Source organism: Methanobrevibacter sp., assembly GCF_017432245.1.
In the GTDB taxonomy this organism is placed as follows: domain Archaea; phylum Methanobacteriota; class Methanobacteria; order Methanobacteriales; family Methanobacteriaceae; genus Methanobrevibacter.
Window position 1 is genome coordinate 1 of sequence record NZ_JAFRJO010000096.1, and the last position, 25,402, is coordinate 25,402.

The window sequence follows — 25,402 nt, forward strand, 5'->3', positions numbered from 1 at the left end:
AAGAGAAAAAACAGATTATTTAAATTTAAAACAAGTGCTCTCTTTCTTGGAGTAACAGTTATTGCAGCTTTGGCAAATTGAAACTCCATCCCCATTCGCTTTCCAATCAGCTAAAAAGTCCGGCTGTGCTACAAATGGCTTGGACATGGATAAGAATTCAACTTTTGAATCATTTAAAACATCATTCATTGATTTCATATCCCTCATAGAACCGCCTAAAATGATTGGAACATCAACTTCATCTATTAACTTATCCACATACACAAGGAACGGATTTCTATCATTGCCATCATAAAGATAGGATATTGTCCTTGCAGTCAATTGAATGCTGTCAGCACCTGCCTTTTCAAGTTCCTTTGCAACCTTGATACTTTCTTCAGGAGTCATTCCATTTTTCCTAACATCCCAAGGATTTATTCTGCAGCTGACATGGAAATCCATAGTCTTTTTTAGAACCTTGATTATCTCTGAACAGATTCTAACACGGTTTTCTGTATTGCCTCCGTATTGGTCTTTTCTTTGATTGAAATAAGGATTTATGAATTTAGCAAGATAAAAATTGTTTCCAATGTCTATTTGCATTCCATCAAAGCCTGCAAATGAGAACTTCTTAGCTGCCATGATAACATCTGCCTGAAGACGTCTAATTCCTTCCAAGCTAATGTCATTTGCTTCAACCTTTTGATTCAGACCATCATTATAATAAAAGAAAGCCAATTGGCCAAGAACCGGCACATCATGATTATGGCAGATGTCTGTAATTTCCTTATAGTCCTTTACAAAACCTCTATAATTCACATTATTGCAGTATTCGGCAAATCTGTCTCTTGGATCAAATACAAACATTTCTGAATTGATCAATCCTACACCGCTTTTAGCCATCTTTTCATATCTGTCAAAGACTTCACTCTTTAAGAATCCACCATCTTCAGTTTGTCTTTCCCAAGTTCCAGTTCTTACAATACGACTTTTTAGCTTTAAATCCCCTAAACTACATTCATCAAATATATCCTTCATAATAATCACGATTACCTCTTAGAAAAATAAAATGTTAAAAAAATAAAAAGCGAGAAAAATACTAGTAATTGTATTTATCCTCTATCACTTGACCATCCTTAATCTTTATGGTTCTTTCTGCCAAAGCGGCAACACCATTGTCATGAGTAACTATAATCAAAGTCACATTATAACGCTCATGCATTTCCATAAGCAGATTCAATATCATTTCTCCTGTCTTTGAATCAAGAGAACCAGTTGGTTCGTCTGCTAAAATTATAGACGGGTTATTCACCAATGCCCTTGCAATAGCTACCCTTTGACGTTGACCACCAGACAACTTATTAGGCCTTTGCTTTTTCTTATCCTCCAAACCTACAGCGCGGATGATTTCACTTGCTTTTTCCTTCATCTCCTTATTTGACATTCCAGTAGGAAGCAGTGGGATCTGGACATTGTCAAAAACAGACAAGTTAGGAATCAGGTTATGCAATTGGAAAACAAAACCTATTTTTTCCTGTCTGAATTCGCTTAAGTCCTTCTCTTTAACAAGGTCAATTCCATCAATGTAGATCTTTCCTCTTGTAGGCTTATCCAAAGCACCGAGCATATTTAGGAGTGTTGATTTTCCAGAACCTGAAGGGCCAATGATGGATACGAATTCCCCTTCAAAGATATCCAGGTTTACACCATTCAATGCCTTAACAGTTCCTTTATCGTATTCCTTTACAACATCGAATAGGCTGATTAATGGCTCTTCATAATAGTATTCCTCACCATCCTCACCGATGAAGGTTTCATTATAGATATATTCATCATCAGGATATGCATTCTCATTTTCTATGTAACCATCCATAAAATCACCTATTCATACCTCAATGCTTCTGTTGGAGCAAGCTTGGATGCCTTATAAGCAGGATAGATTCCACCGATTATTCCAACGATTATTGTAATTCCAAATGCGAGAATGAAGGTCTTAGGGGAGTAACCCAATGCAAAATCGGTTACATTGAATAATCTAAGTCCAACTTCAGGAATCAATATTCCGAATATTGATCCAACTATTCCAGATAAGGTTGTCAGTACCAATGTTTCTCCTAAAATCATGGTTAAGATCTTTCTGGATTTCCAACCTACAGACTTTAAAACACCGATTTCCTTTGTCCTTTCATAAACTGCCATGACCATTGTGTTTATGATTCCAATTGCCCCTACAATAATTGCAAGAGCTGAAACTGCAAGGGTGGCAGTATCCAATATGCCTAAAACATTGTCCGCTATTGAAGAAATCTCCTCACTGGTCAGTGTTGTAAAGTTTTCGTAATCCTCTTCAATTTTTTCACTGATTTCTGAATCGTTTACATCTTCACCTGTTTTTACAAGAATACGTGAAACCCCATCATTATCTGTTATATCCTGCAAAGTATCCAATGGAACATAGATTCCACTGTCTACAAATGGGCTTCCTGTCTCAAAGATTCCTGAAACATTAAATTCCTTGCCTTGAAGGGTAATGTCATCTCCACGGCTTACATTGTTTAATTCAGCGTATTCGGCTCCAACAATAGCCTCTCTAGAACCATTTTCATAAACTTTTCCATCAATGTCTTTAATTCCCATCATATAAAGTTTTTCAGGTGCCAATCCTACAACAGTGGTTGCAAAACTGCTTCTGGAATCTGAACCTCCAGATTTCAGCCGGTCCATATTCATTTCAGTAACCGTTAGCGAACCTGCAGCATCTATTACTCCAGTCCTATTTTTCATCTCATCAACTATTTCGCTATCTATCAATCCAGTGTTTGTGCTGATGGAACTGGAATTGCTGACTGTTATCTCAGCACCAACATCATTCAGCGAAGTTTGGACTGAATCCTCCATTCCAGTAGTGATAAGGCCCAACGCCACAATAGTGGTAATCCCTATAGCAATTCCAATGATGGACAATGCACTACGGGTCTTATTCCTGAATGGATTTTTTAAAATTAAATTAATGAATCTTATAATAACATCCCCTTATAAATAATTATTATTTTACTTTTTTAATAATTAAACTTAACTAAAAAATTATTGAATATTAAGTAAATTAAGTTTAAATAATCTGATAAAAAGGATTAAAATAGCTATTAAAAGGATTTAAAGCTTAAAAAAGAAAAAATAGGTAAAAATAGGTAAAAATAGGAAATAATAGATAAATAAATAAAAAATAAAATAAATAAGAAATGAAATAAATAAAAAAGAAAAATTAAAGAAAAAAGAGACTTGTTTAAAGGGAAGCGAATACCTTATCAAGTGCTTCCACAAGCGCATCAATTTCCTCTTCCTTAACCACTAAAGGAGGTGCAAACCTTAATACGTTTCCTGCAGTACAGTTGATTAAAAATCCTTCTTCAAGCATTTTGCCAACTATATCTGCCCCTTCAAAGTTAAGTTCCAAACCTACCAAAAGACCGGAGCCTCTTGCATCGGTAATGAAATCGTATTTCTCTTTTAATGCAGATAATTTTTCAAGGAAGTATTCACCCATTTCCTTACTGTGCTCTACAAGCTTTTCCTCTTCAAAGACATCAAATACAGCATTTGCTGCTGCACCTGCAAGTGGGCTTCCTGCAAAGGTTGTACCATGGTCACCAGGTACAAAACCACCAGCAACATCCTCTTTTGCCAAGAATGCAGCCATTGGGAATCCTCCACCAATACCTTTAGCTACAGTCATTATGTCTGCGTCAATGCCAAACAATTCATGAGCAAACAATGCACCGCATCTTCCAAAACCTGATTGAACCTCATCTACAATGATTAAAACTCCTTTTTCCTTACATAAGTCATTTAATCCTTTGTAGAACTCTGCATCTGCTATATGAACTCCACCTTCACCTTGAACTGGCTCAATGATAATAGCTGCAGTGTTTTCAGTGATTGCTTCCTTTACACTGTTCAAATTGCCGAATTCAACTTTCTTGAATCCTCTTGGCAAGTTTTCTGTGTAAGGTGCACTGTATTCTGGGTGGTCAGTTACAGATAAGGTCAAGAAGGTTCTTCCGTGGAATGAGTCTCCGCAGAATAACACTTCATGCTTGCCGCTATATTTTATAGCAAGCTTAAGTGCTCCTTCATTTGCTTCAGCACCAGAGTTTGCAAAGAATATTCTGTCAAAATTGGTTGCATCCACCAATCTTTTAGCATAAACTGTAGCAGGTTCATTATAGTAAATGCTTGAAATGTGAATAAGCTTTTCAGCTTGATCTTGTATGGCTTTCACAAGCTTAGGATGATTATGACCTAAACAGTTTACAGCAATTCCTGCCAAAAAGTCCAAATATTCGTTACCGTCAATATCCCATACCTTAACCCCTTCTCCATGGTCAAGTACAATTGGGACTCTGTTGAATGTATTAATGAAATATTTATCTTCAATATCAATGATTTCTTGTGTATTCATAAATAAAACTCCTTATCTTATAAATAATAAATGGTAAAATTGATAAATTATAATTAAATTCTAAATTAAATTAATGATTAAAGTTTAAAAAATAATTTAGCACAATTATATTTATAGTTCCTAATATAAAATAGTTTATAGGAAAAACTAATAATTTAATTAAAAACTAAGAAATGTGATGAAAAAATATGAAATATGTTATAAAATAATGATTAAATATTTGGATTGATAAAGATGGCTAAAATAATACTTGGTAAAACTGGACTTAAAGTAGAGAAAAATGGTTTTGGAGCACTGCCAATTCAAAGGGTGAACTTTGATGAAAGTGCAGAGATAATTAGGAAAGCTTATCATAATGGAATAAACTTCTTTGATACTGCAAGAGCCTATACTGATAGTGAAGAAAAATTAAATTATGCTTTTAAAGGATTTAATGATGAATATCCAAGAGAAAGTGTTATAATAGCTAGCAAAACCCAAGGAGAAGACAGGAAAACAATTGAAAAGGACATTAAAACAAGCCTTGATAATCTAGGTACAGATTACATTGATCTTTATCAAATTCATAATCCATCATTCTGTCCAACTGAAGGTGATGGAAGTGGGGCTTATGACGCATTATTCGACCTCTATTACGATGGAATTATAAAGCATATCGGCTTTACTTCACATAAGTTCGAATTGGCGGAAGAAGCTATCAACTGTGGATTATACGAAACAATTCAATTCCCATTTTCCTATCTCACTGGCCCAAGAGAATTAAGCATTGTTGAGATGGCAAGGGCAAATAATGTAGGTTTCATTGCAATGAAAGCAATGAGTGGAGGATTGATTAGAAGCTCTAAAGCAGCATATTCATACATAAATAGCTTTGACAATGTAGTGCCTATTTGGGGCATTCAAAAAATGTCTGAACTTGACGAATTCCTATCCTACATGAAAGAAGATCCTAAACTGGATAAGGAATTGGAAGAACTTATCAAGCAGGAAAGGGAGGAATTGCAAGGGGACTTCTGCAGAGGATGCGCATATTGCATGCCATGTCCACAAGATATTCAAATATTCATTTGTGCAAGAATGTCCTTATGGATTAGGAGATTCCCAACTGAGCCGAATTTAGATGTAGAAACTCAAGAAAAAATGAGACAAATCGAAGAATGTACAGAGTGTGGACAATGCATTAGCAAATGCCCATATGAATTGAATATTCCTGAACTTCTTAAGAAAAATTATGAAGATTATAAAAAGGTTTTATCTGGAGAAACAATAATAGAATAATTCTTAAAATAATTAAATTTATATTCTAAAAAATACATTATTAAATTAGATATTAAAATAGGATATTTAATTAAGTATGAACTAAGAGTTTACATATTAATAATTATCTTAAAAAATAATTATCTTAAAAAATAATTATCTTAAAAAATAATTATCTTAAAAAATAATTATCTTAAAAAATTATTTTTAATAATTAAAATATCTAAATTAATTAAAAAACAAAAAAGTGATTATAATGAAAAAAGCAATTATTGAAACTGAAAAAGGAGATATCGTATTGGAATTATTCCCTAATGAAGCTCCTGGAACTGTAGCAAACTTTGAAAAATTAGCGAACAGTGGATTTTATGATGGCTTAACCTTCCACAGAGTAATCCCTAACTTTGTAATTCAAGGTGGTTGCCCTATAGGAAACGGTACTGGTGGACCTGGATGGACCATTAAATGTGAAACTGAAGGTAACCCACACAAACATGGAACTGGAGCATTATCCATGGCTCACGCAGGTAAAGACACTGGTGGAAGCCAATTCTTTATTACTCACAGTCCACAACCTCACTTAGATGGTGTTCACACTGTATTCGGACAAGTTATCGAAGGTATGGATGTTGTAAACTCTATCCGTGCTGGAGATAAAATGTTAAAAGTAACCGTACAAGGTTAAAAATAAGTTTAAAGAGTTTTTAACTCTTCTTTTTTTCTTTTTATTTTAAAACATTTAATCACTATCTGAATCTTCATCATCTTCAAATATGCAACCACATTCCATACATCTATAAGACCCATCGCCATATTCAAAACAAAATGGACACCAACAAGCTGGACACACTGGCATAAATATCACCTGACTTAAAAATTGAAATCAATAGCCGTACTCTTCATCGGCTAAATCCAAATCATCCGGATTTCTAATCACATATCCACATTCATGACATTTGTATGTATTGTAGTTAATCTCTTCAATAGCTTCGCTGCCACATCTCGGACATCTTGCCATTTTTCACCCTCCTTAATGAATGATTATTTTATATGCATTGCAATTTATAAAACTTTCTAAAAAATTCTAAACATAGAAAAAAACTTATTTTTAAAGACTTATATATCATTATATAAACACAATTATTAACTTATATAAGTAAAAATGGTGAAATAATGGAATACGAAATACGTGGCGGTTCATTCCCTATTGTAATCTGCACATTGCAAGAAGGGGAAACCATTAAAAATGAAACTGGTGCAATGTCCTTCATGACTTCTGGAATGACTATGGAAACCAATACTGGAGGAGGCCTTTTGAAAGGGCTTGGAAGAGCATTATCTGGAGACAGCTTATTCTTAAACTTCTTTACTGCAGAGAGAGGCACTCAACAAATAGGGTTCTCAGCACACAGCCCTGGAAAGATCATCCCTTTCAAATTGGATGGAACCAATACCATAATCGGTCAGAAAAATGCATTCTTGGCTGCAGAGGATTCCGTAGAAATTGAAATATTCTTCAAAAACAAACTTGGAACAGGAATATTTGGTGGTGAAGGATTTATACTTCAAAAGTTCTCTGGAGAAGGAACTGTATTTTTGGAAATTGATGGTGAAGTCATCGAACATGAACTCCAAGAAGGAGAAACCTTGCTATTGGATCCAGGACATCTTGCTGCAATGGAAGAGACTGTTGGATATGAGATTGAAAGAGTAAAAGGCGCTAAAAACATATTATTCGGTGAAGGACTCTTCTTTGCTAGAATACAAGGCCCTGGAAAAGTTTGGATTCAAACCATGCCTATCAGCAAATTAGCTGAAGCAATCATCCCATTCATTCCAACAAGCAGTGGATGATAATAATAAAAACTATTAAAATAAGAAATAAAGAGTTTATTAATTATTATTTGATAAACTTTTTTTACTTTTTTTATATATTCATCAAAATTGAATATCTATATTTTCATTTTTTTACTTTTTACACTATTATCCTACTATTTATCATCTTTCTTTTAAAAAATTTTAAACAATATTAAATAATATGAAAATATATTTACTATTATGTTATTCGAAAGGGAAAACACTGAAGAAAAAATCATAAGGGCTACTTTTAACATTGTTCAAAAAGAGGGGGTTCAAAAAGCAACCACTAAGAAAATAGCTGCTGAGGCTGGAGTGAATGAAGTAACAATCTTTAGGAAATTTGAAAATAAAAAAAATCTGATAGAATCTACTAAAGATTACTATATGGCAAAGCTTCTTTCCAAACTGGAAGAAACCTTCGATTTTGATGAAGATGACAGCATCGAAGAGTATCTTAAACGCAGTTTTCATGGAATTTTAGATTTTTCAGAAGAGGATATCAGTATTATCAGAGTTGCCATGCAAGAAATTGAAGGAGCCTCAGATAGGAAACTTTTAATTTCCCAAATCACTGATACAATTATCAGTAAAATGGAAGAATTCTTTAAATTGCAATTGGAAAAAGGCAGGATAAGGAATGTTAACTCCAAGGCAATATCCTTAATGTGCTTTAGCATAATATTCCAATCCCTCATATTATGGCAAATATATGGAGAGACAACTGACATTGAATCAGACTACTTTGCGGATGACTATTTGGATATTATCTTTAATGGAATAAAACTTTAATTAAAGACTAAATTTCTATTTATTTTTTAAATAAATGTCATTTATTGTTCTTTTTGGGATTTTAATATGCAAGTAAGCACTTACATTCGAAAATCTTTATATATTAAGGTTTTTAGATATAGTAGTGTGAACTATAATCACACTATAACCAAAAAAAGAATTCATATATAAGACCTTTAAAAATTCGCAACATATAAAAAATTTGTTTAATTTTTTATCAACCTTTAATTACTGTTAGAAGTGTTTCTGCATCTATGATGTGGATCACTACAGTAATCCTATTTTTAAAAACTTTTTCACTTCACTATTTACACTATTTTAATAATACTATTATAATAAGTTATAATTTCTAATTTTTCAAAGATTTTTCAAAGATCAATTATTTAAAAAATATACTGCCAATAAAATAAAGAGTAAAAGTATATTCAAGACTGTGAATACAATCAGATATCTAATTTTTAAATCATTAAACTCTCTAGCAAGTATTTTATAGGAAATTAGGTTAGCCATAGATGCAATGAGAGTTCCAAGCCCACCAATATTGATTCCTATAATAATAGCTTCATAATTTGTGCTGAATCCACTAAGCAATATTGCTGCAGGAACATTTGAAATGATTTGGGATGAAAGAATTCCAAATATGACTTCATTGCCTATAATCCATTGCTTAAATAGGGAATTTAAGAAAGGAATGCATTGCAGATTTCCTATCAAAACAAATAATGCTATAAAAGTTAAAAGCAAGTAATAATCTACGCCTAAAAACACTCTTTTCAGGAATCCTTCCCAATCGATTTCAATCTTTCCCATGCTTGGTAAACTGACTACATCACTTGGAATAAAGAATGACAATATGATCAAAAAGATCACTGATACAATTATATAAGGCAAAAGCAACATGAAAAATGATTGAAATGGAATATGGGATACTGTATACATTACAATATTATGTGGAGCACCAATAGGAAGAACCATACATCCCACATTAGCTGCAATGGTCTCTAAGCTAACTGCAAATATTATTAAATCAATCCTTTCAACTTTTTTTAAGGCCAATAATGTAAATGGAACAAAAATAATCAATGAAACATCATTTGTAATAAAAATGGAACTAAAGAAACAAGCGAAAACCAGAAACAAAACAAGTCCACGAGTGTTTTTAATTTTATTCAATAGCTTACGGACAAATATTTCAAAAACAGCCAGATTCTTTAAGATCTCTACAAAAACCATTATGACAAAAAGAAGAATGATTGTTTCCCAATTGATGTAATTCAAATAATCAATATTTGGCAAAACAAAAAAGCATGAAACAATAGCCAATACTAAAGAAATGCAGAATATTGTTTCCTTTTTAAAAAAGTTTAAGAATCCGTCTGTAAAATTATTCATAATATTATTTTATTGAATATATTTAATAAAGTTTTAAAATAGTTTTAAAAAAAAAATTTAAAAATAAGTAATAAAAAATTTAAAAAAATTTAAAAATAAGTAATAAAAAAGTATAAAAAAGTTTTAAAGAAAATAATTAAGAATAGTTTAAAAAAAGAAAAAGAAGAATATAATTAAAAAAATTATATTCTCTCTAAGTTGGCCTATCTGTATTGAACTTATCTTTGGATCTTACACCAACCAATGAAGCAAATACAGCGAGGATACAAGCTACTGCACAGATTCCACAAATGATTTGAGATGCTTGAACGACCATTCCAGCATATTTGGTTGCAAGAGGCAAGGTGCCCATGACCCAAGCGAATACAAGGGTAAGAAGACCTAAACTCATTGTTTGACCAATTGTTCTCATGGTTGCTTGAGAAGCTGAAGCTGTTGGCGCATCTTTTGGTGGAACTGAACTCATGATTGCATTCATGTTTGGACTTGAGAATAATCCCATACCTATACCTTGAAGAACCATAGCTAAAATAACCAAGTAAATTGGAGTGTCTGCATTCAAGAATGTCAAAATCAATAGTGCTACAGTTGCAATTCCCATACCAATCGCTGCCAATTTTTGAGGATGTATCCTATCTGAAAGCTTACCGGAATTAGGAGCCATGATTGCCATGATAATCGGTGTGATAATCAAGATCATACCAGCCATCTGTGCATCCCATCCCCTTACATACTGGAAGTGGTAATTCAATATTGTTGTAACTACCATAACTGCAATGTAACTGCATAAAGCTGCAATGTTTGAGGAAGTGAACTTCTTGTTTTTAAACAAGTTCATATTGAATACAGGAGATTTCTGCCTAAGCTCATAAGCTCCAAATGCAACCAATATGATAAGTCCGAGAATAGTCAATATGAGACCTGTGCTGGTTGTTAAAGTTGTGAATCCATAAATGAACAATAAAATACCTATTCCATATAAAATGGAACCTATTGTATCGATTTTATCATTTTCATAGGTTTTCCACTCGTCTGTAATTTTCCAAACCATAAGTGCAATACAAAGCACTAGGAACGGAATTACAAAGTAAAACATACTTCTCCATCCTAAGTTATGCACCAGGAATCCACAGATTACTGGAGACAATGAAGTTGCCAAGTAAACACCAGTTACAGTAAATCCTAAAGCCTTACCTCTGTTTTGGGGTTTTACTGCTTGCACTACCATTGCCATTGCAGATACGTTCAAGAATGCCACACCTGCACCTTGAAGCATACGGAAGATTAAAAATGATTCTGTTGAAAAGGAAAGCACAGCACCTATTGAAGCGAATAGGTATAGCAATACTCCACCAAGCAAAGACTTCTTAACACCAAACTTACCTGATATCTGTCCTGCAGGAACTGTAAATACAGCAACCACAAGGAAAAATATGGTAGGTACCCAATTCTGAATAACATTATTCATTGCAAATTCCTGTGCAATAGCTGGAACACCTATAATAATCCCATTGGATAAGAATACCGCAAAGAATGAAGTAATAAATGATACCGCTATTACCACAGTTTCTAAATCAAATTTCATAACAATCCCTCTATTAATAAAAATTCATAAATTTAAACTAAAATTGAAATATTTCTAAATCAAATTTTATTTTTCACCTTTTTAAGATTTTAAATAAGAATAAATAAATTTAACTTGCTTTCGTATTGAACTCATCTTTAGATCTTATTCCCACAAGTGAAGCGAATATTGCAACTACACAAATTATTGTACATATTATACAAACTATTTGAGAAGCTTGAACAACCATGCCTGCATAATGTGAGGAGAGCTTTAAGCTTCCCATAATCCAAGCGAACACAAGGGTAAGAAGACCTAAACTCATTGTCTGTCCAATTGTCCTCATTGCAGATTGTGCTGCAGAAGCATTTGGAGTCTCCTTTGGAGGCACTGAACTCATGATTGCATTTGTATTTGGAGTGGTGAACAGTCCCATACCAACACCTTGAAAAATCATTGCAATGACTATGAGCCAAATAGGAGTGTTTGCATCCAGGAAAATTAAAATCAAAAGTGCCAAAGTTGCAATTGCCATTCCAATAGCTGCCAATTTTTGAGGATGTATCCTATCAGAGAGTCTACCTGAATTAGGAGCCATTATCGCCATGATTATTGGAGTAACTATTAATATAAGCCCCGCCATTTGGGCATTCCATCCTCTGACATATTGGAAATGATAATTCAATATTGTAGTGAGTGATGCTATTGCAAGGTAACTGCATAAAGCAGCAATATTAGATGAAGTGAATTTCATGTTCTTGAATAATCTCATATTGAATGCAGGAGAGTTGACTCTGGTTTCATAATATGCAAAGACAAGAAGCAAAATAAATCCTATTGCAACGCTAATCTTACCTATGCCAGTCATCAAACTTGTAAATCCATAAATGAAGAGTAAAATTCCAATTCCGTAAATAAGATAACCTAATGTGTCAATCTTATCGTTTTCATATGTTTTCCAATCTCCAGGAATCTTTAAAATCATCAGTGCAATACAGACGACGAAGAATGGTATTGTAAAGTAAAACATTGCCCTCCATCCTAAGTTATAAACCAAAAATCCGCATATCACTGGAGACAGTGACCCTGCCAAATAAACACCAGTTACAGTAAAGCCTAATGCCTTTCCTCTGTTTTTAGGATTGATTGCCTGTACAACCATAGCCATAGATGCTACATTTGAAAATGCACCGCCAATTCCCTGAATCACTCTAAAAAATAGGAATGATTCAGCAGAGAATGATAAGCAGGCTCCTATTGAACCGACAAGGAAGATCAAGACCCCTATCACCAAGGACTTTTTAACACCAAACTTACCAGACAATTGTCCTGCAGGAAGAGTGAATATAGCTACAACAAGAAGAGCAATTGTGATAATCCAGTTTTGAACAACATTGTTCATTCCAAACTCGCTTGCAATTGATGGAACGCCTATGACTATTCCAGCAGCTAAAAACACTGCAAAGAATGATGTGAGAAATGATACAAGCACTACAGAGGTTTCTGAATCAAATTTCATAATATCACTTTCATAATAAACGTAAATTGTAAATAAGGAAATTCGAAATCTTCTAAAAAATTATAAATCTTCAACTAATTTCATGCCATTAATGGCTATATCCTTAATTCTTTCAATGACTTCTCGATCGTCTTCTGTTATTCCCACTTCCTTTTCCCAATCCTTAGATATTTGTCTAACCTTAGGAACCAATTCATCACCTTTAGAAGTGGTCTTTAACATGTATTTTCTTCTGTTTTCCGGATTGACTTCCCTCTTAATGAATCCATCATCCTCTAATTTCTTTAAGGATTTAGCAATGTTTCCCTTGCTTTGACCAGACATTATCACCAGATCATCCTGTGAAATGCAAGGGTTATCATAAATCATCATGATGTATCTCACTTCATGGCCTAAATCAAATTCAGCAATCTTTGACTTTAAGTATTTAAAATGATTTTTAGATAGATTATGAATCCATGCAACTAAAGGAGAGCTATCCATTATACCTTGAAAGCTTTCACTTTCCATTATTTCACCTACTTTAAAAATTTAACAAGTAATCACTTTCAAGATTATATTATCTTTCATATGATATAAATGTTTCATTTGAAACAGTTAAAAATGAAACAGTAAAAAAACTGGAAAAACAGGAAAAAATAAAAAATAGCTAAGAGTAAAATTTTAAATTATAAAAATCAAATAAGAGTATATAGAGAATTTTGGAGAATAATAATGAAACTAGTCATTCAAAGAGTAACAAATGCCAGTGTAGAGGTTGAAGGAGAAATCACAGGCAAAATTGAAGAAGGATTAATGGTTTTAGTCGGCTTTGGTCAGACAGACACTGAAAAAGAAGTTGAATATTTGGCAAGAAAACTATGCAAACTCAGAATATTCCCTGATGATGATGGCAGAATGAATAGATCAGTTCAAGACATAGGTGGAAAACTTTTACTTGTCCCACAATTTACATTATACGGAAAGACAAAAAAGAACAGACCTTCATTCCATAAGGCATTGGCACCGGATAAAGCCACCAAATTATTTGATTACTTCGTAGAAAAATGCAGTGAAGATGTTCTTTGTGAAACTGGAGTCTTTGGCGCATTCATGAAAGTAAGTCTATTGAACAATGGTCCGGTTACCATTCTGCTTGAAAAAGAGTTTGATGAGTAGTTTAAATTATTTTATGATATTTCAAGAGTGTTTTCATCATCAATAATGACTTGTAAACAGAACCCTTTTTAATCTTTCCATGAGAACTGAGCACTTCACAGGTTACAGCGGGAATTCCTTTTAAATTAACTTCATCCTCTAAAGCTCCAGGATACTCTGCTCCTGCCTTTTTATATATTTTATATTTTACATTTGCATTTTTAGCAATGTATTTGGCAATTACAGCACTGTTTTTTGTAGGTTTATAAGATCCAAAAACAAGGTCTTTACCAGGCTTTCCACCAGGTCTTGTTGAATGAAAATCACCGTAAGCATCACATTTGAACTTTTTAATCAATTGAACTGTTTTATAGGAAATGGTTCCTTTTTTATGAGCTAACTTATTCAAATGAACCCCTTTGTAATCCCTGACATTTGCTGCAGTTCCCTTAGGATTCATGAATGGCATTACATAAACTGTACCTTTAATTGAATGAGTTTCCAGATATTTTATTAATCTCATTGCAGCCACTTGAGAAGGTAACTCATTGCCATGGCATCCTGCTGTGATAAATACAGCTTTACCATTTCCTCCTTTGAATTTAATTACAGGAGTTCCGGATTTAGCTAATCTTATGATTTTCTTTACGAGAGTTGAATTAGGAACATTTGCTTTGATTCTTTTATTCTTCAATACATTTGCTCCAGATTTCCATTTGTAAAGGGTTATTTTGTAATAGTTTTTTACAGAGTATGTATTTGTTCCGGAAATGCCACTTGCATTATACTTTATAGTATATTTGCCTGCATTCAAATTAAGATAAATAAAACTGATTCCGCTTTGGTCAGTGTAAACATTGTAAGTCTTTCCAGAAACTTTGAAAGTCACTAATGTATGGTTAATGGCTTTTCCTTCATTATTCAATACTTTTAGAGAAAATTTAACCTTCTTTCCATAAGTTGAACTAATGTTTTTTGAAGATGTGAATTTGGATGGAACTTTTGAAGAATCTCCACTTGTAACATCCCCTGTAGCATTGCTTGCATCAGAATCATAATCCTGATAATTATCATTGGAATTTTCAATAGCTTCCAAAGGATTATCTGGATTAATGTTAACATCAGCAACAATATCCTCTGCACTAACTGCAGACAATAGTAAAAATAAACTTATTGCCAATAATACCAATGCTAAAAATCTTCTTTTCATCATAAGAATCACAAACAAACACTAGTATAAATTCTATTTCTTAATTTTCTCCATCAAACCGGATTTGCGAGCATAATGGAATAGGTAAAGTTGGGCATAGCCAGCATAATCACCAAAGTGTTCTATACCAAATTCCCTTGTCTTATCCGCAGAAATCTCTTCTCCATCAAAGTACAAATGTGAAACAATCCTTTTAATCCAAACATCAGATGGAAACGCCTCTTCAAAGCCAAATCCATATAATAAAATGCAATCTGCCACTTTAGGGCCCACACCAGGCATCTTTAAAATTAAGTCAAATGCCTCTTCATAATCCATATTGAAAATATCATTCAAATCCATTTCATCAAGAATCATCTGACTTGCCTTTTTCATATAAGGAGTCCTATAGCCAACACCACATGACTTTAGATTATGGGTATAGCAATCGATTTCATAGCGGTGCCCATCTGCATCAGCTTCTTCAATTGGAGTTTCATAAAAGTCCAGGAATTGATTTGGACTTGGAAATCCATAAAAAATTCCACTATCAAATTCCACCTTTTCACCCCAATTGTGCTTTATCTTATCAATTGACTTTGTCCAACGTGCAATTGAATTGTTTGCAGAACAGATTGAAGATATGATGCATTCAAATGGATTCTTTGCAATGAATAATCTCAACCCATTGCAGAAATCTACAGAAGGAGCCAATTTCTTATCATCCAATAGGAAATCATAGAATTTTTCCAAGTCAAAATCCAAGTCATATATTTTGGATAATTCCTTTCTGATTTCATTTTCGATGGTTTTGATTTCATTGCTTGATAAGTTTTTTTCATCAAGAATCTGAGAAAATTGATGATTTCCTAATTTTTTAGGAAACTCATATAGATAAGAAAATTCATTAAAATTAGATTTGTGTTGTGATAGCTTTAAAAGAATTGGAAGTTCATTTAAATTAATAGTTTCATCATGAAGTTCATTAATAATTGAAGGAACTTTTAAGTAAATTAATTCATTAAACTCATCCGTATTTCCAACTGAATCATACTTCCATGGAGCCTGTGAAGTTTGACCTGATTCTTGGGTCAACTTAAGATTGATCAATGAATTGAATTTGAGATTGGTCATGCTTTCACTTTAGAAGGTTTCTCTAATAGGAACTCCATTTTCTTTCAAGAACTTTTTAACTACTGGAACTGGGTACTCATCAAAGTGGAAAATACTTGCTGCAAGAGCTGCACTAGCATCAGCTATTTCAAAAGCTTCAAGTATGTGTTGAGGGTTTCCTACACCTCCTGATGCAATTACTGGAATGTCCACATTATCGTTGATTGCTTTTGTAAGGACAAGGTCATATCCATCCTTGGTTCCGTCCCCATCCATTGAAGTGAGAAGAACTTCACCTGCACCTCTGTCTTGACACTCTTGAGCCCAAGCGATTGCATCCATGCCAGTGAATTCCCTTCCACCATAGATGCTGCAATCAAACCATACTTCACCTTGATCTGTATCAACAATTGTCTTGCCTTTGGCAGCTTCCTTGTCCTCTTCAACATATCTTCTTTTAGCATCAATTCCTATTACAACTGCCTGTGAACCTACAACCTTGGAGGCATCTGTCAATAGCTGAGGATTGTGAATGGCTGCAGTATTTGTAGAGCATTTGTCTGCCCCTGCCTTAAGCATGCGAGTATAATCCTCCACTTTTCTGATTCCTCCACCTACACATATTGGAATGAAAACGTTTTCAGTTAATCTTTCTATAACATCTACCATAGTCCCTCTACGTTCATGGGAAGCGGTAATGTCAAGGATTACAATTTCATCCGCTCCATCTTCATAATATTTGGTAGCAAGTTCAACAGGATTTCCAGCATAGCGGATCTGTTTGAATTCAATCCCCTTTACCACTCTGCCTTCAGGAACTTGCAAGTCACAATCCAGACATGGGATAATTCTTTTAGTAAGCATGATAATCACAATGAAATAAAATTTGAATTCTTTTTGTTTAATTATTAAAAATTCTATCTAATTTATTTTTTATTTTATTCTATTAATATTTTTAACTAAAAATAGAAATTTAAACATTGGTGAAAAAGTAAAAAAAGTATAAAAAAAGTAAAAAAACTAAAATTTTAAAATAGATAATGAATAAATTAATATAGTAGATGAATATTGTTATATATAACAAATATTATCAAGGTATAACAAATATTATCATGAATTAAACTGTTTTTTGGGCCTATAGTCTAGTCAGGATTATGACGTGGGACTTCGGATCCCAAGGTCGGGGGTTCAAATCCCCCTAGGTCCGCTTTTTTAAAATCATTGCATAAAAAGAATGAATGGAAAAGTGAATATAAAAAATTATTTTATTCAACAGATTCCAAAATCAATTTTCCATCATTATAGAATACTATATCCAATCCGTTTTCTACGCATGCAGATACAATATCCTCTAGGTTTTCATATCTTGCAAGCACACTTGCATCATAATGAGTGCTGTCTATTTTTATTAATTGATAACCTAATACTTCCATCATATCACCCCTATATATTCATTATAATTTTAATTGTATTGGTTTTATTTAAATGTTTCTTGTCTTTATTCAAAATTATTCTCTTCATTCAATAATTTCTTTATCTCTCTCCAGTTTGGACAGAAATTATCCATTAGCGCCTTGAATCTTGGGCCATGATTGAATTCTATCAAGTGGCACAGCTCATGAATCAAAACATATTCTGTGCAAACTGGTGGTTTTTTGGCTAATTTCAAATTTAAGGTAACTCTCTTGTCCTTTCTGCAGTTTCCCCAATTTTTCATGTTTCTTATCTTTACTTCTTTTGGCTCTTTTCCTACAAAATAAGTGCATTTATCTAAAAAATAGCTTAAATTCTTTTTCATCTCTTCCCTATAAAGTTCAAATAATAACTTTTCCCTTTGCTTAATATTAGATCTCTTAGGAACTGGAAGATAAATAATATTATCATCAGCAGCGTAAAAAGCTTTTTTTGCATTTTCATTGCTGATTAACTGTAGAGTGTAAGGTTTCCCCCAAATATAGTGGGTTTCCCCATCCTTATATTTTACCTTAGGCTTTGGTGGGTTTTCAAGATTTTTTGCCCTAGTGTCTTTAATCCAATCCATTCTTGATAAAACAAATTCATTGATGGCATCATCTGATAATCTCATTGGAGAAGAAACCTTAACAGTGCCATCCGGCTTGATTCGAAGGTATAAATTCTTTATATTCTTCCTCTCTAAAATTATGGGAATTCCTTCAATTTCAATTTCTTCTCTTTTTACTGCCATATTATCACTCATAATGAAGAAATTACATTTCTTCCATTTTCAGTATTACTCATAAGTGAGAAAAAAAGTTTTGGTCAAGGTTTTTGAGCCGAAGGCTCAAAAAGCTTGGAGTTAGATTATCCTGTCATCATTGATTACAATAGCTTCCTTAAAGAATTCTGGAATCAATGATTTATACAATGGACTCTTAAGGAGCATTTGTATATCTGAATCCAAGATATATGTGACACAAGAGTCATCATCAGCTCTCATTCCTCTACCATAAGTCTGGACTAAAGTCATTGCAGTTTTATATGCATACCATCTTTGATCCTTTTTCATTCTCATATGAACTTGCTTATCTCCAAGATATGGGAAAGGTATTTTATAGATTACCTGGAACCTACACTTGTCATAAGGCAAATCAACACCTTCACTCATAGAAGGACTTACGAGGACCAGAGGATTATCATCCTCTTCAAAGAACTTCAACACTCTTTCCCTATTGTTGTTTCCATGAGCAATCAATCTATTGTTGTATAAGTTGTTGATTATGTATTGTTGGCATTTATAACTGTGAGTGTGAATTAAGCCTTTTTCCCCTTCATGTCTCTTTAATATTTTCTGCAATATTTCAATGGACTTTGGAGCTGATTGCTTGACCCTATTCTTTGACATTTTTCCAGCTAAATTCAGTTCTATAGGCCTTTTTTCCACTGAAAATGGACTATCTACCTGAATGTGATAAACTTCATTCGGATCCAAACCTAACCATTTGGAAAACATTTTATGAGACAAAATGGTTGCACTTAAAAATATTACAACATCTCCATGCTTGAATAGGTAATCTTCAGCATAATGGTTAACTCTGAGAGGTTTGAATGATACTCCTTTTTCATCTGCATCAATCACCCAATTACCTGGCTCTTTTTCAAGATTTGTTTTAAGTGACTTTAGTCTTGAAATGGTGGAGTTGATTCTATCTGCCTTATTGGTTGGCAAATCCTTTATTTCAATATCAGAGTAATGGCCTTGTATTGCATCAATCTCCATTATCCATTCACCTTTCTCAGTGCTTTTAAGAGTTTGAGGGCTTATCACTTTCTTAATATCCTTTTCAAGCTGCCTGTTGTATAAATTAATCTCCATCGTTTTCATTAATTTATCTTCAATGTTATGTGCCTCATCCAGAATCAGCAAGGTTCTTTTTCCAAAGTGCTTAACATAATTCAACTCTAGAATAGCATAATCATAATTCATCAAGGTGATTGGTGAGTTGATTGCATTTGCCTTTTGTTGCCAGTAATTACAATGCTCATTAGTTTGGAAGAATACATCAGAAGCAAATGAGTCCTGGAAAGCCAATTCTCCTGTAAGTGTTGGATTTTTGCTTATTCCATAAGGACAGAAGAACTTGGAATTTTTTGGTGCGGTTTTACATGCGCCCATATCACAAGTCACTTCTAAGCCATCCTTTAAGCAATCAAAGTTTCCTCTTCCTTTAACAAGCGGAAAATCAAATTCATCTGCATATTGCTTTTGTAGTTGCTTTGTCATGGTTAAGATATATGCAGATTCATACATACGTGCCAATGTAGAGGCTACAGCGGATTTTCCTGTACCAGTTCCCGCTTCCAATATGATATACTTATAACCTTTTGAAATAGCTTCTTCTATATCTGCTATAATCTCCAATTGTCCTTCTCTAGGACGTTCAAAAGGAAAATTTTCGATTATCTGACCTGAAATTTCAGGATATTCCTCCTTTAATCCTTCTATCACTTCTTGAGGAAGATCATGCTCAGCAATATCATAAATTTCCGCATTAGGCAAATCCAAATCTTCACTAACGGTTATAGGTTTGCGATTTTCATAAAGGTAAAGACCTTTGGAACCTTTAGATTGCTTATTTTTTGAAGAAAATTTGGAATTCTTAGAATTGCTAAAATAAGTGCCCTTATTCTTCTTTTCCTTTTTCACACTAGGCCTTTTGGTTTTAACTGCAACGCTTTTTTCACATACGCAATTAGTTTTTAGCATCCCACAATTGGGACAAAATATTGAATCTGACATTACAATTATATTAGGATTAAGTTATATAAAAAGGTTTTAGAAAGAGCAATTGAAAGGTAATATTTAGATTAGAATATTGATATTAGCCTATAAATTGATTTTAACTTGTTAAATTATAATCAAAGAAAAATAAGAATGAAAAATAAGAATAAAATGAAAAAAAGGAAATAAAAAAAGAATAATTAATTAAAAATTAATAATGTTTAGTAAGCAAAAGCTTCTCCATCTGGGGATTCCACAAGGAAATTGCAGCAGTCATCACCCATGGTGAAACATTTCACTTCAGTCACTTCAACATCCTTCTTAAGATAGTTTGCAAATAATGCTTCAAAAATACCTGCATCTAAGTAACAGGTTGGTTTTCCTTTTTTAGGTAGCAAACTGCATTCGAAACATTCATAAGCAGTAATGTTGATGATGTCTCCTAATTCAATTTCGAGTTTGCCTAAGCCGTTATCTTCCCAGAATTGAATGATATTGTCACAGAATTTGTTAATGTCTTCTTCATAAAGCTTTTCATACATTGCTGCTCCAATATTCTTACCAGATTGGTTCAATACAGGGTTTATGTTGATTCCCTCTTGGATTAAGTTAGATCTTAAGGTGTGGAACAATAGGAAAGAGAACTTGAAGTTGTCTACATCCATAATGTTTTTAACCAAGAATTCTGCTTGTCTTTCTTCCAATTCCTTTTCATCTCCAGATTGGACTTCACCTAAGAATTTGGAATTGATGAAGAAGATTTTCTTTCTGTGGTCGTTTGCATCAAATCTGTAGCTTACGATTCCATCTTCTCTTAATGATTTTAAATGAACAGAAATAGTGGATTTGGATTTTCCAGTATTTTTAACAATTTCATCAAATTCCATATCAGTATCTTTCAACATTGAAAGAATTGTTAATTTAACTGGACTTTTAACTACATTTACACCAAGCTCGCCAGGAGCCTTTGCAAAAATTTGAATTGCTTTTGGCTGAATAGTCTTTTCTTCGTTTTCCATAATAAACACTCAAAAAATAAAAATTTTAAAAATAATGTACACATCTGTATAAAATTTAATTAAAAATTTAAAAAATTTTAAACATAATATAAACAAAAAATTGTTTGATAATTATAGTATAAACTTTCTTACATATATACTTGTTCTTATATTTACAAAATGTTTTATTAACTTAGATTAAAGTACGAATAGTTTTTGAAAATTATATGGTTTTTTAGTTAAAAATACGAACATTCGTTAAAAAATATCTAAAATAGGGAAAAAATACGAACAAACTTAAAAAAATAACATAGGTTAAGTGATTTTTAAAAAATAATAAAAAAAGAGTATTCATAAGAAAATGATTAAAAAAATTCTTACAAATACTATAAGATCAAACTTTATTTGGATATGTAAATCCAAACTTAAAGTTCTAATTTTTTAGCTTCTTCAACTAATTTTTGACCTAATTTGAAGCTGGTGTCATCGTCTTCTGCGTCAGGAACGTAGTAGATTTCCTGTTGGTCGAGAACTTCGAAACCACATTCGGTGAGTTCGTTTGCGATGAATTCTACAGCTCCACCTCTTCCTCCCATGGAACCGAAGGTAACAGCAGGTCTTTTGAATCCAGTTCTATTGAAATGGAGACCTTTCAAGTAGTAAATGATGTCACCAATGCTTGGGAATGGGAAGTCGTTAATGGTTGGAATACCGAAAGCAACTGCCTTACTGGTTAAGATGCTTTTTACGATTTCACTTCTTTCATCTTCGTGCAAGAAGTACATTTCAACATCGTATCCTTCTGCAATGATTCCTTCAGCAACTTCGTGAGCCATTTTTTGGGTAGAGTAGTGCATGGTATCGTAAACAATGGTTACTTTGTCTTCTGCTCTCTTACCGGTTGCCCAGTCACTGTAAGCGCCGATGATCTTCATTGGATCGGTCCAGATTTGTCCGTGGGAAGGAGCAATCATTTTAACTTGTTCTAAAAGGCCTAATTCAATGATTTCATCAAATTTGTTAAGAACTTTTTTACTGAGTGGGGTAATCAAATTACCGTAGAACTTTTGTGCTGCATCCATAAGTACAACTTCAGGGATGTCAGTGTCGAATCTTTTAGCGAAACATAAGTGTTGACCGAATGCATCGTTAGGGAATAAGATTCCATCTTCTGCAAGTAAGGTGAACATGCTGTCAGGCCAGTGAAGCAAGAAAGCATCTAAGAATGCTAAGGTTTTACCGCCTAAGTCAAGGGAGTCTCCAGTTCCTACGATGTTGAAGTCTGCGCCTTCTAATTTAGGGTAGTGTCTAAGTAATCCACCTTGAGCAATTTTACTGCAGTAAATTGGGGCATCGAATTTTTTCCATAAGTCGTATAAAACACCACTGTGGTCTTTTTCTACGTGGTTTTGAACAATGTAGTCAACTTTCATTTCTCTGCCTTCTTGTTCAAATGCGTCTTCGATACGAGCCATCATTTCTTCAGTTTTTCCAGGATAAGCGTTATCGATAATAGCTACCTTTTCACCAAATACAATGTATGCATTGTAAGTGGTTCCATCTAAAGTGTATCCGTGGTAAGATCTTATGTCCCAGTCAAGTACACCAATCCAGTATACTCCATCACCTATTTTTTGTGCTTTTGCTTTCATTTCAATTCCTCGAATAGTTTATTACATAAAGTTTTATGTATTACATTTCAGCATATTTGCTTAACTAAAGTATTATTAGTTCGTAAATGCTTAAACATTTAGTTATATATTTTTCTAAATATATAAAGTTTTGGTTTTATAATATACGAACAAAATTATCATTGAAAAAAATATAAATGAAATATATATGATAATTACATTAGAATGGGACTCCAACCAAACCAACAACCAGACTAAGCACAATAATCATTCCCATGAAGAAAGACATGAAAGTAACGATTGGCTTGTAAGCGACTTCAGGCATTATATAGGACAATAGATTCTCAAGCAAATGTCCTCCATCCAAAGGTTTCATTGGAAGCAAGTTAAAAGTTCCCACAGCAAAGTTTAGGAAATAAATCCAAAACAATAGATCAGATAAAGGCATTAAAAGCCATAATAAAGGAGTGTAGAACTGATTGTCAAAGCCATCAGCAATTACATTGTTTGCATTGACTTGAATTCCCATGAATCCTAATGATTTGTTCATAGGATTTGATTTCAATTGGAAACTGTAATCCCCTTGATCCGTTTGAATATTTACCGTTTCATTTGGCTTTAATGTACTAGTGGCTTTTTGGAAAGATGCCATGTCACTTACAGTGAGATTATTTATTGATCTGATTACCATTCCTTCAGACATGTAATTTTTAGCATTCGCATCTTCGGTTAATCTGTTGATGACAACCCCATCATCTTCAAATACCACAGGAATGATAAATGAAGAGATAACTAACATTATAATCAATGCAATAGCCGCCAATGTTAAATTTGCCATAGATCCTGCAACGTAAATTCTCATTTTAGCTGGACGGCTTAATTCATTCAATTCCTCTTCATTTGGCTCTACAAAAGCTCCTGGAATAATTGCAAACAATAAAAGACCTATTGAATTAATATTGATTTTTTCCACTCTTGAAAGGATTCCATGACTGAATTCATGAACTATTAAAACTGTTGCAAGCGCTATTAGTCCAGAAAGCAATGGAATGAATATAGGGGATCCTGGAACTTCAACACCTGGAACGATTAAGCTAACTGAAGGAGTATCCACTAATGTCTTTAAGGAATAGACCAAGGCAACAGCCATAAGAATCATGAAACCTGCAGAGATTACGATTCCTATGTTCATATACCATTTCCAAAACCTTGGAGCACGATTGGCTAATTTATCTATAAAACCTCTTAACCTTTGTGTTCTCCACATCAAAAGAGGAAAATTCACTTCAACTCCATGATCGGTTAGCTGATTTTTAAATATAATTGCAATAGTCCAAATGAGAATGAAAGCTATCACATAATAATATATACCGTTCATAATAACACAATTAAGATTTTTGAATAAGTTTATTTATTTGAATAATATTATTAAGTTTTCATAATATAAAAAAGTACTCATTTTAGAAATTTTTAAAAAACATGAAGAAAATAGAATAAAACATGAATAAAAAAATTATTTTTTTAACATGTGTAATTGGGATTATAGCGCTTTTAGCAATTAGTGCAACAAGTGCTGAAAAAAGTGATGTGGACACTTCAGATTGGGTGAATATAACTGTATATAACACCAATTTTCAGATTCCACCAGAGTATGGGGGAGGAAGCGACTCAGGAGGAAATTATGTTAAGACAAATGTATTCACATTTGGACTTGTGGCTTTGGAAGATGACAAGTCACTTAGAAACAACTATGGTTATGAATCCACCCTTGATGAGCTTTATGATGTTGAAGAGATGGAAATTGATGGGCACCATGCCGTTGCATATTACAGCCATAGAAGCATAGTTGACCATGACGTGACCTATCTCTACTTTGAATCAAACAAGACATTCTATGCATTGAGCTATGATGGAAACGATGTCAATGATACAATGAAAAAGATTGTTTCTTACAGCCCTAAATCAAATTTCACTAAAGAAAAATTTGATGAGAAATTAAATAAAATGCAAGACGATTATATTGAAGAGCAAAGAGAATATGAAGAGTCCTATGCTTACGATCAAGGATATAGAAATGGATATTCACAAGGATCAATGAACAGTAGACACGATGACTACTTTGCTTACTACCTATTCTATAGATTAGGAAAAAGAAGTCGTTAATGTATAAATAATTAAAAATAGCTTATTAAAAATATTCAATTAAAAAAATGAATAATAAAAATAATCAAACTAATAAATAAAAAGAGCAAAGATACTAATTTATAATTCTTAT

Annotated in this window: 24 protein-coding genes and 1 tRNA gene; 7 read left to right on the top strand and 18 right to left on the bottom strand. The window is 33.1% G+C overall.

The annotated features are described in order from the left end of the window. Positions 1–15: 15 nt before the first annotated feature. From IJI80_RS07495 to IJI80_RS07510, 4 genes are all read right to left on the bottom strand, one after another. The gene (locus tag IJI80_RS07495) at positions 16–1,017 is read right to left on the bottom strand and encodes an NADH-dependent flavin oxidoreductase (protein ID WP_292789041.1); all 1,002 of its coding nucleotides are present in this window, start codon (positions 1,015–1,017) and stop codon (positions 16–18) included. Positions 1,018–1,078: 61 nt separating this feature from the next. Next, positions 1,079–1,852, bottom strand: coding sequence for an ABC transporter ATP-binding protein (locus tag IJI80_RS07500; RefSeq protein WP_292788977.1), 774 nt, complete (start codon positions 1,850–1,852; stop codon positions 1,079–1,081). 8 nt (positions 1,853–1,860) lie between these two features. Next, on the bottom strand, positions 1,861–2,943 hold the full coding sequence (locus IJI80_RS07505) for an FtsX-like permease family protein (protein WP_292788980.1): 1,083 nt from the start codon (positions 2,941–2,943) through the stop codon (positions 1,861–1,863). A gap of 319 nt (positions 2,944–3,262) precedes the next feature. After that, positions 3,263–4,438 (bottom strand): aspartate aminotransferase family protein, encoded by a 1,176-nt coding sequence (locus IJI80_RS07510; RefSeq protein WP_292788982.1) that lies wholly within the window; start codon positions 4,436–4,438, stop codon positions 3,263–3,265. A 234-nt stretch (positions 4,439–4,672) separates the two neighbouring features. On the opposite strand from IJI80_RS07510, the gene IJI80_RS07515 reads away from it, so the two are divergent. Both IJI80_RS07515 and IJI80_RS07520 read left to right on the top strand, forming a co-directional pair. Further along, positions 4,673–5,716, top strand: a complete 1,044-nt coding sequence (locus IJI80_RS07515; RefSeq protein ID WP_292788984.1) for an aldo/keto reductase — start codon at positions 4,673–4,675, stop codon at positions 5,714–5,716. 235 nt (positions 5,717–5,951) lie between these two features. Beyond that, positions 5,952–6,380 (top strand): peptidylprolyl isomerase, encoded by a 429-nt coding sequence (locus tag IJI80_RS07520; RefSeq protein WP_292788986.1) that lies wholly within the window; start codon positions 5,952–5,954, stop codon positions 6,378–6,380. Between the two features lie 198 nt (positions 6,381–6,578). Here IJI80_RS07520 and IJI80_RS07525 read toward each other — a convergent pair whose 3' ends face one another. Next, complete coding sequence (locus tag IJI80_RS07525) at positions 6,579–6,713, bottom strand: hypothetical protein (RefSeq protein WP_292788988.1); 135 nt, start codon at positions 6,711–6,713, stop codon at positions 6,579–6,581. A 155-nt stretch (positions 6,714–6,868) separates the two neighbouring features. Between IJI80_RS07525 and IJI80_RS07530 the strand changes: the two genes are divergently transcribed. Next, on the top strand, positions 6,869–7,549 hold the full coding sequence (locus IJI80_RS07530) for a TIGR00266 family protein (RefSeq protein WP_292788990.1): 681 nt from the start codon (positions 6,869–6,871) through the stop codon (positions 7,547–7,549). Between the two features lie 204 nt (positions 7,550–7,753). Next, positions 7,754–8,344 carry a TetR/AcrR family transcriptional regulator gene (locus IJI80_RS07535; RefSeq protein ID WP_292788992.1) on the top strand — a complete coding sequence of 197 codons (591 nt, stop codon included), beginning with the start codon at positions 7,754–7,756 and terminating at the stop codon, positions 8,342–8,344. A 375-nt stretch (positions 8,345–8,719) separates the two neighbouring features. Here the strand turns inward: IJI80_RS07535 and IJI80_RS07540 are convergent, their stop codons facing one another. The 4 genes from IJI80_RS07540 to IJI80_RS07555 all read right to left on the bottom strand — a co-directional run bounded on the left by IJI80_RS07540 (position 8,720) and on the right by IJI80_RS07555 (position 13,329). Continuing rightward, positions 8,720–9,736: an SLC13 family permease gene (locus IJI80_RS07540; protein WP_292788994.1), complete on the bottom strand. Its 1,017-nt coding sequence runs from the start codon at positions 9,734–9,736 to the stop codon at positions 8,720–8,722. 193 nt (positions 9,737–9,929) lie between these two features. After that, positions 9,930–11,321, bottom strand: a complete 1,392-nt coding sequence (locus IJI80_RS07545) for an MFS transporter (protein WP_292788996.1) — start codon at positions 11,319–11,321, stop codon at positions 9,930–9,932. A gap of 109 nt (positions 11,322–11,430) precedes the next feature. Continuing rightward, positions 11,431–12,819: an MFS transporter gene (locus IJI80_RS07550; RefSeq protein ID WP_292788999.1), complete on the bottom strand. Its 1,389-nt coding sequence runs from the start codon at positions 12,817–12,819 to the stop codon at positions 11,431–11,433. A 60-nt stretch (positions 12,820–12,879) separates the two neighbouring features. Then, positions 12,880–13,329 (bottom strand): MarR family transcriptional regulator, encoded by a 450-nt coding sequence (locus IJI80_RS07555; protein WP_292789008.1) that lies wholly within the window; start codon positions 13,327–13,329, stop codon positions 12,880–12,882. Between the two features lie 204 nt (positions 13,330–13,533). Here IJI80_RS07555 and dtd point away from each other — a divergent pair, with 204 nt between their 5' ends. Further along, complete coding sequence (gene dtd / locus IJI80_RS07560) at positions 13,534–13,977, top strand: D-aminoacyl-tRNA deacylase (protein WP_292789011.1); 444 nt, start codon at positions 13,534–13,536, stop codon at positions 13,975–13,977. A 1-nt stretch (position 13,978) separates the two neighbouring features. Here dtd and IJI80_RS07565 read toward each other — a convergent pair whose 3' ends face one another. The 3 genes from IJI80_RS07565 to hisF are packed head-to-tail and all read right to left on the bottom strand — an operon-like array spanning position 13,979 to position 17,122. Further along, positions 13,979–15,169, bottom strand: a complete 1,191-nt coding sequence (locus IJI80_RS07565; RefSeq protein ID WP_292789014.1) for a succinylglutamate desuccinylase/aspartoacylase family protein — start codon at positions 15,167–15,169, stop codon at positions 13,979–13,981. A gap of 30 nt (positions 15,170–15,199) precedes the next feature. After that, entirely contained in the window at positions 15,200–16,279 is a 1,080-nt protein-coding gene (locus tag IJI80_RS07570; RefSeq protein WP_292789016.1) for a DNA glycosylase, read from the bottom strand. A 9-nt stretch (positions 16,280–16,288) separates the two neighbouring features. Continuing rightward, on the bottom strand, positions 16,289–17,122 hold the full coding sequence (gene hisF / locus IJI80_RS07575) for an imidazole glycerol phosphate synthase subunit HisF (protein ID WP_292789019.1): 834 nt from the start codon (positions 17,120–17,122) through the stop codon (positions 16,289–16,291). 267 nt (positions 17,123–17,389) lie between these two features. On the opposite strand from hisF, the gene IJI80_RS07580 reads away from it, so the two are divergent. Continuing rightward, positions 17,390–17,465: transfer RNA gene (locus tag IJI80_RS07580), tRNA-Arg, on the top strand. Between the two features lie 58 nt (positions 17,466–17,523). Here the strand turns inward: IJI80_RS07580 and IJI80_RS07585 are convergent. The 6 genes from IJI80_RS07585 to IJI80_RS07610 all read right to left on the bottom strand — a co-directional run bounded on the left by IJI80_RS07585 (position 17,524) and on the right by IJI80_RS07610 (position 24,505). Next, the gene (locus IJI80_RS07585) at positions 17,524–17,691 is read right to left on the bottom strand and encodes a hypothetical protein (protein WP_292789021.1); all 168 of its coding nucleotides are present in this window, start codon (positions 17,689–17,691) and stop codon (positions 17,524–17,526) included. Positions 17,692–17,756: 65 nt separating this feature from the next. Continuing rightward, positions 17,757–18,464, bottom strand: coding sequence for a SprT family zinc-dependent metalloprotease (locus IJI80_RS07590; protein ID WP_292789023.1), 708 nt, complete (start codon positions 18,462–18,464; stop codon positions 17,757–17,759). A gap of 111 nt (positions 18,465–18,575) precedes the next feature. Continuing rightward, on the bottom strand, positions 18,576–20,516 hold the full coding sequence (locus IJI80_RS07595; protein WP_365954022.1) for an ATP-dependent DNA helicase: 1,941 nt from the start codon (positions 20,514–20,516) through the stop codon (positions 18,576–18,578). Between the two features lie 203 nt (positions 20,517–20,719). Next, entirely contained in the window at positions 20,720–21,517 is a 798-nt protein-coding gene (locus IJI80_RS07600) for a V4R domain-containing protein (protein ID WP_292789029.1), read from the bottom strand. Between the two features lie 404 nt (positions 21,518–21,921). Further along, on the bottom strand, positions 21,922–23,148 hold the full coding sequence (locus tag IJI80_RS07605) for an FprA family A-type flavoprotein (RefSeq protein WP_292789032.1): 1,227 nt from the start codon (positions 23,146–23,148) through the stop codon (positions 21,922–21,924). A gap of 199 nt (positions 23,149–23,347) precedes the next feature. Next, positions 23,348–24,505, bottom strand: a complete 1,158-nt coding sequence (locus IJI80_RS07610; protein WP_292789035.1) for a site-2 protease family protein — start codon at positions 24,503–24,505, stop codon at positions 23,348–23,350. 122 nt (positions 24,506–24,627) lie between these two features. Between IJI80_RS07610 and IJI80_RS07615 the strand changes: the two genes are divergently transcribed. Next, complete coding sequence (locus tag IJI80_RS07615; protein WP_292789038.1) at positions 24,628–25,290, top strand: hypothetical protein; 663 nt, start codon at positions 24,628–24,630, stop codon at positions 25,288–25,290. Positions 25,291–25,402 lie beyond the last annotated feature (112 nt).